Origin of the sequence: Arthrobacter glacialis (genome assembly GCF_002909445.1) — a bacterium.
GTDB lineage: Bacteria > Actinomycetota > Actinomycetes > Actinomycetales > Micrococcaceae > Specibacter > Specibacter glacialis.
This window is the reverse complement of sequence record NZ_PPXC01000015.1, coordinates 13,598-27,979: the sequence shown is the minus strand read 5'-3', so window position 1 is coordinate 27,979 and position 14,382 is coordinate 13,598. Positions and strand designations below refer to the sequence as shown.

Here is a 14,382-nt window from a genome sequence, read left to right as displayed (position 1 = left end):
AAGGCAAGCAGACAATTCTGCGCAGGCGGCCCAAAGTGATTCGCGTACCAGGCGAACAGTCACTACCGGAAAATCAACGGCTGACGTTCAGCCGGCAACGGGAATACAACGGTTCGCAGGCAGCTTTAGTTGCCTTTTCGAACCAGTCATCTGATGTCACTGTAACAGGGTAGTCGTGATCCACCATGGTTGCCGCTGCCCCCGAAGGGTCACAATGGCGCATCCATTGGCCGCTACGGCAGGAAGGGTTGTGAACCTGTTCCGGCGGCAAGCATGCGCTCCAGCGCTTCCTGGCCAGTGAGGTTTTCGCCGAGCAGATTCGGTTTCCCGGCGCCGTGATAGTCGGAGGAGCCTGTCATGAAGAGCCCCGTTTGCTGCGCCAGTTTTCGCAGCCAGGCCCGCCCCTCGGGCGGGTTGTCCCGGTGCTCCACCTCCAAACCCAGGAGTCCGGCGTCGATCATGTCATGGAAGATTTCCGGCGCCACCACACGGCCGCGGGCACTGGCCACGGGGTGGGCAAACACGGGCACGCCGCCGGCGGCACGGACCAGTTCCACGGCCAGGACCGGGTCCGGGGCGTAGTGGGTGACAAAGTACCGCGAATGGGAGGTGAGGATGCTGGCAAACGCCTCATTCCTGTCCGCCACGATGCCGGCGGCCACCAGGGCGTCGGCAATGTGTGGGCGGCCAATGGTGGCCCCGGGGGCCACATGGGCGCTCACGTCATCCCAGTTCAGCGGGTAGTCCTCCGCCAAGCGTTCCACCATGCGCTCGGCACGGGTCAGGCGGGCGTCCTTGGCCTTGGTGATTTCCTCCAGCAGTCCCGGATGGTTCGGGTCGTGGAGATAGCTGAGCAGGTGCACGCTCACACCCCGGCTAGTTTTGCAGGAAACTTCCATGCCCGGAATCAAGCCCACACCATGGTGCCGGGCCGCGTCCAGCGCCGGGGCCCAGCCGTCGGTGGAGTCGTGGTCTGTCAGGGCCATGACGTCAAGACCGGCCTGCGCAGCGGCAGCCATGAGATCCGCCGGGCTCTGGGTGCCATCGGAAACATTTGAATGGGCGTGCAAGTCGATCTTCACGATCCAAGCGTACGTCCGTTGCGGCCCTGCTGTGCGCTGCTACGGTGCTGGGCCATGGCATGCCGGTTCTGTCACGAGCGGATTTTGCCCACATTTCTTTGTCCCCCCGCGCGGCCAGTGAGAGACTTGAGGGGTGAACCAGACTGAGCAATCCTCCGTGCACCCCGACCCTTCCAGCGATCAGCCGCTTGAGGAGCGTGTGAACAACCGTTCGCACCGCCCCAATTCAGAAGCTTTCCGCGCCTTCATGGCCTCCAGCTGGGCGCCCGTCTCCACGGAGACCCCCGCCCGTGCTGACGTGGCAGACCATGCCGCGCGCCGCCGTCGTGCCATCTCCGAGCAGTTCAAGACCGAGCGCCTGGTGCTCCCCGCCGGCCCGCTGAAAGTCCGCTCCAACGACTGCGACTACCGCTTCCGCCCGCACTCCGCCTTCGCACACTTGACCGGCTTGGGCGTTGACCACGAGCCCGACGCCGTCCTGGTGCTGGATCCCGTTGCCGAGGGCAAGGGAGACGACGGCGGACACCACCGCGCCACGTTGTACTTCCGTCCCATGGCCGGCCGGGACACCAAGGAGTTCTACGCAGACTCCCGCAGCGGCGAATTCTGGATTGGCACCCGCCCCTCCCTGGCACAGTTCCAAGCGCAGTTGGGCCTGCCCACGGCGGATATTTCCGACCTTGAAGTGGCCATCACCAAAAATGTGGGCGAGCCTGCTGTTGGCGGCACGTCCATCCGCCTGATGCGCAAGGTTGATGAGAACATTGACGCACTGGTGGACACGGCCCGTTACAACACGGCCAAGGATCCCGACAACATGGACTTCGGCGCCCTGGATGAGCTGGATGCCAAGCTCGCCGAAGCCGCCTCCGAGCTGCGCCTGGTCAAGGATGCCTGGGAGATTGAGCAGATGAAGGTGGCCGTGGCTGCCACCATTGCCGGCTTCGAGGACATTGTGAAGGCCCTGCCGCGCGCGGTTGCCCACAAGCGCGGCGAACGCGTTGTTGAAGGCGCCTTCTTTGCCCGTGCCCGTGAAGACGGCAACGAGCTCGGTTACGACACCATCGCTGCCGGCGGAAACAACGCCACAGTGCTGCACTGGAACCGGAACACCGGAACGGTCAACGAGGGCCAGATGATCCTGGTGGACGCCGGCGTCGAGGCGGAATCGCTGTACACGGCCGACATCACCCGTACGCTGCCGGTCAACGGGAATTACTCCGAGATGCAGCGCAAGATCTACCAGGCCGTGTTGGATGCAGCCGACGCCGCCTTCGCCGTCGCCGTCCCGGGTCGCAAGTTCCGCGATGTCCACAACGCCGCCATGGAGGTTTTGGCGGACCGCCTCGCAGCGTGGGGCCTATTGCCGGTCACCGCCGAAGTTGCGCTGTCCGCCGAGGGCCAGCAGCACCGCCGGTGGATGCCGCACGGCACCAGCCACCACCTGGGCCTGGATGTGCACGACTGCGCCCAGGCACGCGCCGAACTCTACCTGGATGGCGTCATCACCGAGGGCATGGTCTTCACCATTGAGCCGGGCCTGTATTTCAAGGACGAGGACCTGGCCATCCCGGCCGAGTACCGCGGCAACGGCGTGCGCATCGAGGACGACATCCTGATCACCGCCAACGGCCCCGTCAACTTGAGTGCAGCACTCCCGCGCACACCCGATGACGTCGAAGCCTGGATGGCCCGCCTCTCCGGCTAACCCTCCGCGTACTGCAACTAGCCCGCAGAAAACGACGAGAATACACTTTTTGGAGGTGTTTTTCGTCGTTTTCTGCGGGCTAGTTGTTTAAGTGGACGACGGCGGCACTTGGCTCAGCCGGCGATCAGCGCCTTGAGCGCCGCCACGTGTTCCTCATAGGCTCGTTTTCCATCGGGGGTGAGCGAAGCCCACGTTTTGACGCGGCCCTTCCCTGTCGGCTTGCTCAACTTCACGTAGCCCGCGTCTTCCAGAACCTTGAGCTGCTTGCTGGCCACGGAATCGGCCACGCCCAACATGTCCCTCAGCGTGGCAAATTCTGCCTGGTCAAGCGTGCTGAGAAAGGCGCAGATGCGCAGCCTGTTCGGCGCGTGGATGACCTCGTTCAGCCCTGGCGTCACGGCTTGCTCCGCAGTTGCGCACGCAGTGCCTCATCGAATCGCCGGCCGAAAAAATTGACGGCAACAAAGACGATTGCCCCGGCCACCCATGCGGGCCAATCAATCCCCTTCTCAGCATGAAAATAGTATGCCCCGCCCGCGCACAGAATCATGATCAGCACCAGGGGAACCGTCCACCAGCTGGCCTTTCCCGCCTTGAGACCGTTGATCCACACACCAGTCTTCTCCTTGTAGGCCCCCATGAGGACGCCAAGACCAAGGAAATACACGACGGCCACACTGATCATGGCCACGGGGCCGCCGATCGTGTAGGCAACGACAAATACGGCGGCAAGCAGGCCTAGCACCGGGTGGTACCACCACGGAGTCACCAGCCGGTCGGCAGCATGTGAGCGTGCATCGTCAATGGCGGCCAAAGCATTCCGGGCATCGTATGTCGATTGGTTTTCCATAGTGGAAAGTCAATCATTTTCCACACCGGAAAGTCAACACCGCCCCGCCAGACGGAAAATGCCGCCGTTCCCGCAAATTGCCGCAGGTGTATCGGCGGCAATTTGCGGGAACGGCGGCATTTCTGGCCCGTGAACTACTTTTCCGGGTTCTCCGGGGCAGTCGGCGTGTTTGGTTCCGCCGGCGCGGGAGCCGGGGTGTTCACACGGATCCCGTACTGCGGGCGGCCATCGGGAAGATCGGGGAACTCTCCGCGGCGGGGCCCGTCCAAGGGTGCCTGACCGGGGCGGTCGTGGCTTTCTTCGCCCTGCGCTGCATCGTCTGGGGAAGCAGATGCACCATAGGGGTCATGCCAGCCCTCGGGGCGCGTGGGTGCGGGTCCGGCAGAGCTGGGCGGCTGCACCGGCGGGCGGTACCCCTGCCCCTTATCCTGGAAGCCCTGTCCTTGGACCGGACGCGGGGCGTTGGAGTTCATGGGCAGCTGGGCCAGGAGGCGGCGCGCATCCTGGGCGACATCCGAGGTGACAATAACGTCGTAACTGGAGGCCAGCACCTGGTTGGTGGAGGTGAAGTCGCGCTTGCCGCGCTGGGCTGCGTATCCAATGATCGCAAACAACATCCAGAATGCGGCACCCATCAACACTGCTGTAAACACGTTGATGTAGGGAGCGCCGGCGTTGCTGCTGGAATCGAAGAAGGAGAGCATGACCCCAATGAACAAGCCGAACCAGGCACCAGTCATGGCGCCTGAGAGGGCAACGCGGGGGTAGCTGAGCTTGCCAGTGACACGTTCAACCATTTTCAGGTCGTTGCCCACAATGGACACGTGCCGGACCGGGAACTTCTCATCTGCCAGGTAATCAACCGCCTTTTGCGCATCCAAGTAGGAAGTGTAAGAACCGATTGTTTCTCCCGTAGGGACAATACGGGCCTCGTCCAAGGGTGTGGTGCGTCCAAAGAGGTTTGCCATACTCCCCATTCTTCACCATGTTCCTGCACGTTGGCTGGAGTATCGCTGGCAGTGAAATGATGAACTCATGGCAGAGCCGCATTCCAGCGCCCCAAAACAGCGGCGCAGCCAATGGGCAACGGCGCCAAAGTTTGGGTCAATACTGGGCAGGGGAAGTAGCCTGTATCTGTGAGCACTCAACCTACGCGCATCTTTGTCGCCCGACTCCTGGGCTTGGACGTCTTTGACCCTCTCGGGGACAGACTCGGAAAGTTGCGTGATGTGGTGGTTCTGGGCGGCAGCCAAACGACAGCCCCGCACGCGGTGGGCATCGTCGTGGAAGTGCCGGGCAAGAAGCGCGTCTTTGTCCCCATGACCCGCCTAACGTCCATGGACCAGTCACAAATCATCTGCACGGGACTGGTCAATCTGCGCCGTTTTGAACAACGCGGCGCTGAACAGCTGGTGGTGGGTGGGATATTTGACCGCAAAGTGACGCTGACCGATGGATCCGGGTTCGCCGTCATTGAAGACATCGCCATGGACAAGCAACGCAATGGTGACTGGCTCGTGACCAAGCTCTTTGTGCGCAGGGGCTCCTCCACGTCACGGCTGCGTGGGCTTCGCCGCGGGCACACCATGCTGATCGACTGGTCCGAGGCCCACACGGACGACGTCGCCGAACCGCAAAGCGCCACCTTCTTTGTGGCCACCCATGAGGACCTCAAGCCCTCCGACTTTGCCGACGCCCTTCAGGAGATGAGCGACAAACGTCGCGTGGAGGTGGCCAGCGAGCTCCAGGATGAGCGCTTGGCCGACATCATGTCAGAGCTCCCCGAGGACGACCAGGTCACTCTGCTCTCCGCCTTGGACAATGAGCGCGCCGCCGACGTGCTGGAGGAAATGGATCCCGACGACGCCGCCGACCTCCTGGCAGATCTCCCCCAGGCTAAAGCCGAAGAGCTGCTGCTCCTGATGGAACCTGAGGAGGCCAAGGACGTGCGCCGCCTGCTCCAGTACGCCGAAGGCACAGCGGGCGCTCTCATGACCCCAGTGCCCGTGATCCTGCCCCCGGAAGCCACGGTGGCGGAGGCACTGGCCCATGTCCGCAGCGAAGACTTGTCCCCCGCGTTGGCCTCGGCGATCTTTATTTGCCGGCCTCCGTTGGAGACCCCCACGGGCCGCTTCCTGGGTGTTGTTCACATCCAGCAACTGCTCCGCAGTGCACCACCGGAGCAGCTGGGCACCATCGTTGACAAGAATTTGGAGCCGGTCTCCGACCAGGATGACATCAGTGTGGTCAGCCACATCATGGCCTCCTACAACTTGAACTCACTCCCGGTGGTCAGCAAGGAGGGCCGCCTGGTGGGTGCTGTGACGGTGGATGACCTTCTTGACCACCTCCTGCCGGAAGACTGGCGCAACCACGACGACGGCGTTCCCGCCCGGAAATTAGGAGGCCGCATTGGCTGAACGGCATCATGCCAAGGGTGGCGGCCTCGACACCCCCATGGAGCTCAAATCCCGGCTTCTGCCCAATCTGACCAGCGATCCGGACTTCTTTGGCCGTTTCGCCGAGCGTTTTGCCCGCTACATGGGCACGGCCAACTTTCTGCTGTACATGACCGTTTTTGTCATCTGCTGGATTGCGCTCAATGTGATTGGCTTGTTCGGGCTGCAGTGGGACCCGTACCCGTTCATCTTGCTCAACCTGTTCTTCTCCACCCAGGCGTCCTACGCGGCACCCCTGATCCTGTTGGCGCAGAACCGGCAGGATGACAGGGACCGGGTCCAGATTGAGCAGGACCGTTCCCGCAACGAGCGCAACCTTGCCGACACCGAGTACCTGACCCGGGAAGTTGCGGCCCTGCGCATTTCCCTGCGTGAAGTGGCCACCCGCGACTTTGTCCGCTCCGAGCTGCGCAGCCTTCTGGAGGAACTCATTGCCCTCCAGGATGAGGACGATGACGTCAAGGATTCCCGCAACAGCCAGCGCAATCCTGCCACCAACGCCATCAAAACCGTCAAGACACCCAAGGCTGCGAAAACCGCCAAAACAGCCGCCCCCAAGCCCACCACCAACTCCTAAGGCCACCCCAGCATGAACACCCCGTCCCACCCTGACCTTCTAGCCGCGCTCGCCACGGTCATCGACCCGGAGCTGCGCCGCCCCATCACGGAGCTGGGCATGGTCGAGTCGGTGGAGGCGTTCGACGGCGGCCAGGTGCGCGCCGTCGTCCGGCTCACGGTGGCTGGTTGTCCACTGCGCGAAACCATCACCCATGACGCCACGGAGGCGTTGAAGACCCTCGACGGCGTCACACACGTGTCCGTGGAGCTGACTGTCATGACGGCAGAACAGCGTGCCGAACTCAAGGAAAAGCTCAAGGGCAGCAATCCCGAGCGCGGCATTCCCTTCAACTCCGAAACGTCGCTGACGCGCATTTATGCGGTGGCCAGCGGCAAGGGCGGGGTGGGCAAATCCTCGGTCACGGTGAACTTGGCGTGTGCTCTTGCGGCCAAAGGGCTGCGCGTGGGCATCGTTGATGCTGACATTTACGGCTTCTCCGTGCCCGGCTTGATGGGCATCACCCAGAGTCCCACGCGCGTGGATGAGATGATTCTGCCGCCCGTTGCCTATGGCGTGAAGGTCATTTCCATTGGCATGTTTGTGGCCGGAAATCAGCCCGTTGCCTGGCGCGGGCCCATGCTGCACCGGGCCCTGGAGCAGTTCCTGGGCGACGTTTACTTTGGCGACCTGGATGTTTTGCTGCTGGATCTGCCACCGGGTACAGGAGATGTGGCCATTTCGGTGGCCCAGCTGCTGCCCAAGGCGGAGATCCTCGTGGTGACAACACCCCAGGCGGCCGCGGCGGATGTGGCCGAGCGGGCCGGAGCCATCGCCGTGCAGACAGGCCAGAAAGTCGCCGGGGTTATTGAGAACATGTCATTTTTGACGCTGCCCGACGGCAGCACCATGGAATTGTTTGGTTCCGGCGGCGGGGAGATCCTCGCCAAGCGCCTGAGCCAGAGCATGAACACCAGCGTGGAGTTGTTGGGCCAGATCCCCTTGGATGTGGCGCTGCGCGAGGGCGGCGATGCGGGAATGCCCATTGTGCTGGCCGATCCCGAATCTCCGGCAGCGCAGGTTTTGCTGGGCATTGCCCACGGGCTGTCCGTGCGTCCCCGGGGCTTGGCCGGGATGAACCTGGGCGTCACCCCGCGCTCCTAGCCCCGGCAACGCAAACGCTCGCTCACCAAGTGAGCGAGCGTTTGCGCTCAACGCCCCGCAAATGAGCGAGCGTCAGGTGGCTTCGACGTCGAACGGGGCAAGCTGGTCTGCGGCCAGGCGTTCAATTACCGGCTCATCTGCGGCCGGATAAACCTTGCTGTCGCTGTCCTTGCCCAACATGGCCGCCAGGGCTGCGGAGGGGGCTGTCTTGAGCGACTTGAGCTGATCCAGTTCGTCATCGTCAATCAGGGCTTCGCGGATAATGCGGCGCGGATCGTATTGACGGGGATCGAGCTTCTTCCAATCGATGTCGTCAATGTCTACCCCTGCTTCTTCCTTGATGGTTTCGCGCGCGCCGGAAGCCATCTTGCGCACCTCGCGGATGAGGTTCTTCAGCTTCTCCACGTAACCGGGGAGCCGGGTGGGGCCAATCACCAAAACTGCCACGAGGACAATAAGGATCAGCTCAGGGGTATTGATACCAAACACGTTAGGAAGATTACCCTCTCAACACTGAAAGCAACGATTCCTAGCGGTAACGCTTGGAAGTTTTAGCTTCGCAATTTGCGGACGGACAGCCGGGGTTTGGCTGAAATGATTCTAGCGTGCCCCCATCATGCGCGGCAGCGACAATCTGGTCTTTCGCGTTGGGCGCACATCCGTCTCGCGGCCGGGCGCACGGTCGGCCAAGGATTCACGCAGCATGGCCCGTCCGCGATGAATGCGCGATCGCACAGTGCCCAACTTAATGTTCAGGGCGTGCGCCACCTCGTCATAGGAGAGGCCCTCCATGTCACAAAGGACGACGGCGGCACGGAAGTCTGGCGGCAGGGCCTCCAGTGCGGCGGCAATATCCCTGTCCAAGTTGTTGAACTCGAAGGTCCGTTCCGGGCCCGGGTCCGTGCCGGCCAGGCGTGCCGCGGCATCATCGGACAACGTGTCGAAGCGTATGCGCTGCTTGCGGCGGGCCGTATCAAGGAAGAGGTTGGTGGTGATCCTGTGCAGCCAGCCATCGAGGGTGCCCGGCTTGAAGTTGTCCAGGGATTTGAAGACGCGCACAAAAACTTCCTGGGTGAGGTCCTCGGCGTCGTGCTTGTTGCCTGTCAGGCGGTATGCGAGCCGGAAGACCTTGGCGGAGTGATTTGTGACCACCTCATCCCATGACGGCGTAACCCAGTGCGCTGCCGGCCCGGTCTGATCCTGGGCTGCAACAGCGGGACGGAGCACGGGGGTGGTGGCTGAACTCATCGCTGCACCTCGCTTCATTGGCTACATCCCCTGATGCGGGGAATCTACGCTACGGGAAGGTTTCCCTGATAGTCCCCACAGTGTGTCAAACAAAGCTGACATTTTGCTGAAGAGTTACGGGGATTGTGCCGTGGGGTTAGGCAGTAGGCTAGAGCTAGATACCGCAACAGTTTAGGAAATACCACCCATGAGTGCCGATAAATCCACCAGCTGGTCCTACGCAGAGGGCCTGCCCGTGGAAGATATTGTCCTGCGACGCGCCCGCGAACGCTCGCACGAGCTGGGTTTGTTCCCTGTCAGCCCCGGCGTGGCGGCCACCTTGACGGTACTGGCGGCAACCTCCAAGGCACAAACAGTGGTTGAGGTGGGCACAGGAGCCGGTGTCTCAGGTGTTGCCCTGCTGCGCGGGCTTGGGCCGCGGGCGGTGCTGACCACCATTGATCCCGATGTTGACCATTTGAAGGCGGCCCGTGAGGCGTTTGCCGAATCAGGGTCCCCCGCAAACCGCACCCGCACCATTTCCGGACGTGGCCAGGATGTTTTGCCGCGCCTGACCGACGGCGCCTACGACCTGGTTTTTATTGACGCCGACAAGCCCAGTTTCCCCGAATACGTGAACCAAGCCATCCGGTTGCTGAAATCAGGGGGCCTGCTGATCATCAATGATGCATTGGACAAGGACCGTGTCTCCGATCCGGCCATACGGGAAACCAGCACGGTAATTCTCCGCAAAGTCGGCAAAACGATCCGCGAGAATGAATCGCTGATCTCCGCCATGCTGCCCACAGGCGACGGCCTGCTGCTCGCGGTCAAGCGCTAACAATCCTTTAAAACAATCCGGCGGGGCAGCTTCCGCTGCCCCGCCGGGTAATTCTTAGTGGAGCTAAAAACTATTCGGTAACGCCCACAAGGCATTCCTTAAGGCTGACTGCCTCGTCTGCGTTCATCTCCACTACGAGCCGTCCGCCACCTTCCAGCGGCAGTCGCAGGATCAAGCTCCGACCTTCTTTTGTTACTTCCATTGGACCGTCGCCGGTTCTAGGTTTCATGGCAGCCATCAGAAGTTCCCCTTTTCGTAGTACAAACCCGCATTTGCTGGGATTTCCCTAGCAAAGCGTTTGTGTTGTATCGCTCACAATCATTATTCCGCACTTGCTCACTGGGGTGTTAATCGGTGCCATCCCTGTTGACAAGTGCTACCTGCAAGCCTAGTGCTTTACGGCGGCCATGCCTGTCCGGTGCTGATGGCGGCGAACTGCCACAACCACACCACCCAGACAATCTGCAGCACGCCAAACATGACCAGGACACTCCAGCGGTAGGCCTTGGAGGTGGAGATGAACGCTGCCGCCAGGGCCAGCGGGAACAGGGGCAGCATCATCCTGAACGTGCTGGACTGCGGGTGCAGCACGGCCATGAGGTACAGCAGGTACATGCCGCACCAAATCCGCAGGTCCACGCCGATGGCCCGCACGGCCCTCGAATTCAGGAACAGGGCGGCCAACGCCACCAGCAGCAGCGGCAGCAGAGGGCCCCAGAACGGGCCAACTAGGTCCACGCTGGCGTCGAACCAGGGCTTGAAGAGCACCAGGTCTTCGCCGCGCCAGGCGGTCTCGGTGTCCGTGTAGGCACTCCGGTCCCCTGTCCACCACCAGGCAATGAAAATCCAGGAGAACGCCATCACCAGGCTCACCAACGCCAGCAGTGCCCCGCTGAGCATTTCCTTGGCCGGGAAGGGATCGGTCTTGCGGTGCCAGAGCCGGAGCAACAGATGGATACCCACGACGGCGGCAAACGGCGCACCTGCCGGACGGGACAGGCACATGAGCATCACCACCGGCATGGCCGCCCAGTAGTTGCGTTTAATCAGCAGGTACAGCGCGGCGGCCAGGAAAAACGTACCCAACGATTCGGCGTAGGGGACCTGCAGCACCGGGGAGATCGGGAACATGGCAAAGAATGCCACTCCCCAGAGGGCTGTTGAGGGCGATGCGAAATGCCTGAACAAAACATAGATCATCAAGGCGGCTGCCAGTCCCGCCACGGTTGCCACCACGGCGGCCGCAGGGGCCCAGGCCAGCCCCGTCACGTTGCTCAGCGCACGGGCCAGCAAGGGGAAGACGGGATAAAAGGCCCACTGGTTGGGCTGTGCCGTACCGTCTTCGTTCCTTGGAATGGTGGTGGGGTAGCCGCCGTCGTAGATGCGCTCATACCAGCCGGCATCCCAGCGGTTGATGAACGTCAGGTAGTCGGGCTGCTTGCCGCCCCACGGGGATGCCTCGGCATGCCAGGCGGCGCCCAGCAAGATGGCGAAGGAAACCAGCCGGGCCGCCCCATACAGCAAGGTGACCTTCAGCCACCAGGGCGCCCGGCGCAAAGGGGACAGGAAGCGGCGCAACAGGGCGTAGAGCTCATCGTTGATGGTGGTTGTGGATGCGCCCGCGGAGGAACGCACAGTCATCATGGCCATTCTGGCGCCTCACCGCTGGGCGCGAGATCCCGGCCGAGCGGCGCTGCCGGCGCCGCGTCGAGAGGCGCTGCCAGCCAACAGCCGGGCTGGTGGTCGTTGACAATCCCCACGGCCTGCATCATGGCATAGGCGGTGGTTGGTCCCACGAACGCAAAGCCGTGCTTCTTCAAGACTTTGGCCAGTTGCAGGGATTCGGCAGTTTTACCCGGAATGGGCTCGCCGGCGCCCCGGACGGCAGCCGGGGCATGGCTGGCCAAAAGTTGGGACAGCGTTGTGCCCTGCGGCAGGGCCAGCAAAGCGCGGGCGTTCCCAATGGTGGCATTGATCTTCATCAAATTGCGCACAATGGAGGCATCCGCCATGAGCCTGTCAATGTCGTCCTGGCCAAAGGCGGCCACCACTGCGGGCTCAAAGTTGCCAAACGCGCGCCTAAAGGATTCACGTTTTCGCAGGATGGTCAGCCAGCTCAGACCCGACTGGAAGGCCTCAAGGCTCAGACGCTCAAAGAGTTCCGCCTCACCCGTGACAGGCCTGCCCCATTCGGTGTCGTGATACTGCTGATATTGCTCATCACGCTCAATCCCGGCCCACGCGCAGCGAGCTTTTGCGTCGGTGCCGCTCACAAGATCCATCAGACCTACCCGTTGCCGGGTGTCTGCTGGAGTGCTGAAATCTCTGATTCGCCCAACTCTTTGACGACGACGGCGGGCCCGGCAACGCCCGCTGCATCGGCAACCACGGCGTCACCCTCGCCAGCAGCGGGAGCCGGGGCACCGGCGTCGGACGTCAAAAGTTCGGCGATGCGCACATCCTTGGCTGCCAGTTCATCACGCAACCGGTCAAGAACCTCATCAACCTGGTCCATGCGGTAACCGCGCAGGCCCAGTGAAAAACGCAATTTGTCCACGTCAGCGGGCTCGGGCGCATCCGGCAGCAGCACCGGTGGCAGATTGGCCACGGGGACCGCCATGCCGTCCTGATACACGGCTGACCCGGCGTCGGGCTTGTTCAAGCCAACAACGTAGAGCACCACCGCGGCAGCCAGCATCACGGCAAGAAAAATTAGGAAGTAAGTCACCAGTCCATCGTGCCAGATGCCGGGCTGCATTAAGCGTTCGTGTCGTAAGCCCCTAGCCTCGTCCAGCAACTTTCGCGCCGGCTTTTCCAGCCATCACCAATTCCACGGCTTCTTCGGCAGTGTCCACCAGGGCAACAATGTCCAGGTCCTGGGCTGAAACAAGTCCCTGAACCACCATGACATCCCTGATCCAGTCCATCAGCGGACCCCAAAAAGCCTTGTCAACCAGAACGATGGGGAACTGGCTCACCTTGGATGTCTGCACCAAAACCATGGCCTCGAAGAGCTCATCCAAGGTGCCCAGACCGCCGGGGAGCACCACAAAGCCTTGGGCGTACTTGACGAACATTGTCTTGCGGGCAAAGAAGTACCTAAAGTCAACACCCAGGCCAACCCACGCGTTCATGCCTGATTCAAAGGGCAGCTCAATCCCCAGACCAATGGAGAGTCCGCCGGCCTCCGATGCGCCACGGTTGGCTGCCTCCATGGACCCCGGCCCGCCACCGGTGATGACTCCCACCCCGGCCTCTGCCAGGCGCCGGCCCACTTCAACACCCACTGCGTAGTAGGGCGATTCGGGTTTGGTGCGTGCCGAACCGAACACGCTGATGGCAGGGCCAATGTCAGCCAGGGCGTCGAAGCCCTGGACGAACTCGCTTTGAATGCGCATGACCCGCCACGGATCAGTGTGGGTGAAGTCGCTGCTGCGAGGTGTCTCCAACAGTCTGGCATCTGCTGTGTCGCGGCCCGAGCCGTTCTTGCGCCAAATACCAAAACGGCGAAGTTGCGGAAGTGGGTTTCGGCTGGATCCTGTTGGTGCGCTCATGGGAACAAGGGTACGTGAAAACATTCCGTGGCTCGGCTCACAACATCTCGTTAGCGTTACGATCCGGGCCGAGCTACCCAAAACCTTTACCGAGTCTTGCAATTGTCGATACATTCGAACCATGACAAATCCCGCACATGCTCCTGCGCTCGTGGAACTCAAGGCTGTTAACAAGCACTACGGCCCTCTCCACGTGCTTCAGGAAATTAATCTGCAAGTGGCCAAGGGCGAGGTACTGGTGGTCATTGGACCGTCAGGTTCCGGCAAATCAACGTTGTGCCGCACCATCAACAGGCTGGAGACCATTGACAACGGCTCCATCACCATTGATGGCAAGGAACTGCCCAAGGAGGGCAAGCAACTGGCAAATCTGCGTGCCGACGTCGGCATGGTCTTCCAGTCGTTCAACCTGTTTGCCCACAAAACCATTCTGGAAAATGTCACTCTCGGCCCCATCAAGGTCAAAGGCATGAGCAAGTCCGACGCCGACAAACTCGCCATGGGTTTGTTGGAACGTGTTGGTGTGGGTCATCAAGCCGCAAAACTGCCCGCTCAGCTGTCCGGTGGGCAGCAGCAGCGTGTGGCCATTGCGCGGGCCTTGGCAATGAAGCCAAAGGTCATGCTTTTTGACGAACCCACCAGTGCACTTGACCCGGAAATGATCAACGAGGTCCTTGATGTCATGGTCGAACTGGCCAAGGAGGGCATGACCATGGTGGTTGTCACCCACGAAATGGGCTTTGCCCGCAAAGCCGCGGACAGGGTCATTTTCATGGCGGACGGGCAAATCGTGGAGGAAGCCACCCCCCAGGAGTTCTTCACCAACCCGCAGACCCCCCGGGCCAAGGACTTCCTGTCCAAAATCCTCACCAACTGACCACCAGTCTTCTCGTCTTTTTGGCTCCAGTAGCCGCTCATTACAACGGCCGTCATGGCCGTCT

At 61.7% G+C, this 14,382-nt stretch carries 17 protein-coding genes; 6 read left to right on the top strand and 11 right to left on the bottom strand.

Translation table 11 applies throughout. The features are described from left to right. Window positions 1–233: 233 nt before the first annotated feature. Window positions 234–1,082, bottom strand: a complete 849-nt coding sequence (locus tag CVS27_RS16400) for a PHP domain-containing protein (RefSeq protein WP_103466922.1) — start codon at window positions 1,080–1,082, stop codon at window positions 234–236. A gap of 133 nt (window positions 1,083–1,215) precedes the next feature. Here CVS27_RS16400 and CVS27_RS16395 point away from each other — a divergent pair, with 133 nt between their 5' ends. After that, a complete protein-coding gene (locus CVS27_RS16395; RefSeq protein WP_243400240.1) occupies window positions 1,216–2,790 on the top strand; it encodes an aminopeptidase P family protein in 1,575 nt (524 codons plus the stop codon). 113 nt (window positions 2,791–2,903) lie between these two features. Here CVS27_RS16395 and CVS27_RS16390 read toward each other — a convergent pair whose 3' ends face one another. The 3 genes from CVS27_RS16390 to CVS27_RS16380 all read right to left on the bottom strand — a co-directional run bounded on the left by CVS27_RS16390 (window position 2,904) and on the right by CVS27_RS16380 (window position 4,608). Continuing rightward, on the bottom strand, window positions 2,904–3,188 hold the full coding sequence (locus tag CVS27_RS16390) for a transcriptional regulator (RefSeq protein WP_103466921.1): 285 nt from the start codon (window positions 3,186–3,188) through the stop codon (window positions 2,904–2,906). Continuing rightward, window positions 3,185–3,640, bottom strand: coding sequence for a hypothetical protein (locus CVS27_RS16385; protein ID WP_103466920.1), 456 nt, complete (start codon window positions 3,638–3,640; stop codon window positions 3,185–3,187). Before CVS27_RS16385 ends, CVS27_RS16390 begins: the two co-directional genes overlap by 4 nt. Window positions 3,641–3,774: 134 nt before the next feature. Further along, window positions 3,775–4,608, bottom strand: coding sequence for a YflT domain-containing protein (locus tag CVS27_RS16380; RefSeq protein WP_103466919.1), 834 nt, complete (start codon window positions 4,606–4,608; stop codon window positions 3,775–3,777). Window positions 4,609–4,776: 168 nt separating this feature from the next. Here CVS27_RS16380 and CVS27_RS16375 point away from each other — a divergent pair, with 168 nt between their 5' ends. From CVS27_RS16375 to CVS27_RS16365, 3 genes are read left to right on the top strand one after another with little or no spacing between them, the layout of a single operon-like run. Then, on the top strand, window positions 4,777–6,060 hold the full coding sequence (locus CVS27_RS16375; protein WP_103466918.1) for a magnesium transporter MgtE N-terminal domain-containing protein: 1,284 nt from the start codon (window positions 4,777–4,779) through the stop codon (window positions 6,058–6,060). Window positions 6,061–6,097: 37 nt separating this feature from the next. Then, window positions 6,098–6,676: a DUF1003 domain-containing protein gene (locus tag CVS27_RS16370; RefSeq protein WP_103466987.1), complete on the top strand. Its 579-nt coding sequence runs from the start codon at window positions 6,098–6,100 to the stop codon at window positions 6,674–6,676. A gap of 12 nt (window positions 6,677–6,688) precedes the next feature. Next, entirely contained in the window at window positions 6,689–7,819 is a 1,131-nt protein-coding gene (locus tag CVS27_RS16365; protein WP_103466917.1) for an Mrp/NBP35 family ATP-binding protein, read from the top strand. A 72-nt stretch (window positions 7,820–7,891) separates the two neighbouring features. Here CVS27_RS16365 and CVS27_RS16360 read toward each other — a convergent pair whose 3' ends face one another. Both CVS27_RS16360 and sigE read right to left on the bottom strand, forming a co-directional pair. Then, window positions 7,892–8,308 carry a twin-arginine translocase TatA/TatE family subunit gene (locus tag CVS27_RS16360; RefSeq protein WP_103466916.1) on the bottom strand — a complete coding sequence of 139 codons (417 nt, stop codon included), beginning with the start codon at window positions 8,306–8,308 and terminating at the stop codon, window positions 7,892–7,894. A gap of 111 nt (window positions 8,309–8,419) precedes the next feature. Next, window positions 8,420–9,067, bottom strand: a complete 648-nt coding sequence (gene sigE, locus CVS27_RS16355; protein ID WP_103466915.1) for an RNA polymerase sigma factor SigE — start codon at window positions 9,065–9,067, stop codon at window positions 8,420–8,422. Between the two features lie 187 nt (window positions 9,068–9,254). Between sigE and CVS27_RS16350 the strand changes: the two genes are divergently transcribed. Next, complete coding sequence (locus tag CVS27_RS16350) at window positions 9,255–9,887, top strand: O-methyltransferase (RefSeq protein ID WP_103466914.1); 633 nt, start codon at window positions 9,255–9,257, stop codon at window positions 9,885–9,887. A 70-nt stretch (window positions 9,888–9,957) separates the two neighbouring features. On the opposite strand, the gene CVS27_RS16345 is transcribed toward CVS27_RS16350, so the two are convergent. From CVS27_RS16345 to CVS27_RS16325, 5 genes are all read right to left on the bottom strand, one after another. Then, window positions 9,958–10,125, bottom strand: a complete 168-nt coding sequence (locus tag CVS27_RS16345) for a DUF3117 domain-containing protein (RefSeq protein WP_082000207.1) — start codon at window positions 10,123–10,125, stop codon at window positions 9,958–9,960. A 158-nt stretch (window positions 10,126–10,283) separates the two neighbouring features. Beyond that, entirely contained in the window at window positions 10,284–11,537 is a 1,254-nt protein-coding gene (locus tag CVS27_RS16340; RefSeq protein WP_243400239.1) for a putative hexosyltransferase, read from the bottom strand. Continuing rightward, window positions 11,528–12,169 (bottom strand): DNA-3-methyladenine glycosylase I, encoded by a 642-nt coding sequence (locus tag CVS27_RS16335; protein WP_103466913.1) that lies wholly within the window; start codon window positions 12,167–12,169, stop codon window positions 11,528–11,530. Before CVS27_RS16335 ends, CVS27_RS16340 begins: the two co-directional genes overlap by 10 nt. Before the next feature lie 5 nt (window positions 12,170–12,174). Next, window positions 12,175–12,615 (bottom strand): DivIVA domain-containing protein, encoded by a 441-nt coding sequence (locus CVS27_RS16330; protein ID WP_243400238.1) that lies wholly within the window; start codon window positions 12,613–12,615, stop codon window positions 12,175–12,177. Window positions 12,616–12,667: 52 nt separating this feature from the next. Next, on the bottom strand, window positions 12,668–13,441 hold the full coding sequence (locus CVS27_RS16325) for an LOG family protein (RefSeq protein ID WP_103466912.1): 774 nt from the start codon (window positions 13,439–13,441) through the stop codon (window positions 12,668–12,670). 121 nt (window positions 13,442–13,562) lie between these two features. On the opposite strand from CVS27_RS16325, the gene CVS27_RS16320 reads away from it, so the two are divergent. Next, window positions 13,563–14,318 carry an amino acid ABC transporter ATP-binding protein gene (locus tag CVS27_RS16320; protein WP_103466911.1) on the top strand — a complete coding sequence of 252 codons (756 nt, stop codon included), beginning with the start codon at window positions 13,563–13,565 and terminating at the stop codon, window positions 14,316–14,318. Window positions 14,319–14,382: the final 64 nt, after the last annotated feature.

Excerpts from the sequence above, each read along its gene's own strand:
- CVS27_RS16340 (WP_243400239.1), bottom strand. The coding sequence starts at position 11,537 with ATGGCCATGATGACTGTGCGTTCCTCCGCGGGCGCATCCACAACCACC.
- CVS27_RS16325 (WP_103466912.1), bottom strand. The coding sequence starts at position 13,441 with ATGAGCGCACCAACAGGATCCAGCCGAAACCCACTTCCGCAACTTCGC.
- CVS27_RS16320 (WP_103466911.1), top strand. The coding sequence starts at position 13,563 with ATGACAAATCCCGCACATGCTCCTGCGCTCGTGGAACTCAAGGCTGTT.
- CVS27_RS16370 (WP_103466987.1), top strand. The coding sequence starts at position 6,098 with ATGGAGCTCAAATCCCGGCTTCTGCCCAATCTGACCAGCGATCCGGAC.
- sigE (WP_103466915.1), bottom strand. The coding sequence starts at position 9,067 with ATGAGTTCAGCCACCACCCCCGTGCTCCGTCCCGCTGTTGCAGCCCAG.
- CVS27_RS16335 (WP_103466913.1), bottom strand. The coding sequence starts at position 12,169 with ATGGATCTTGTGAGCGGCACCGACGCAAAAGCTCGCTGCGCGTGGGCC.
- CVS27_RS16380 (WP_103466919.1), bottom strand. The coding sequence starts at position 4,608 with ATGGCAAACCTCTTTGGACGCACCACACCCTTGGACGAGGCCCGTATT.
- CVS27_RS16350 (WP_103466914.1), top strand. The coding sequence starts at position 9,255 with ATGAGTGCCGATAAATCCACCAGCTGGTCCTACGCAGAGGGCCTGCCC.
- CVS27_RS16385 (WP_103466920.1), bottom strand. The coding sequence starts at position 3,640 with ATGGAAAACCAATCGACATACGATGCCCGGAATGCTTTGGCCGCCATT.
- CVS27_RS16345 (WP_082000207.1), bottom strand. The coding sequence starts at position 10,125 with ATGGCTGCCATGAAACCTAGAACCGGCGACGGTCCAATGGAAGTAACA.
- CVS27_RS16365 (WP_103466917.1), top strand. The coding sequence starts at position 6,689 with ATGAACACCCCGTCCCACCCTGACCTTCTAGCCGCGCTCGCCACGGTC.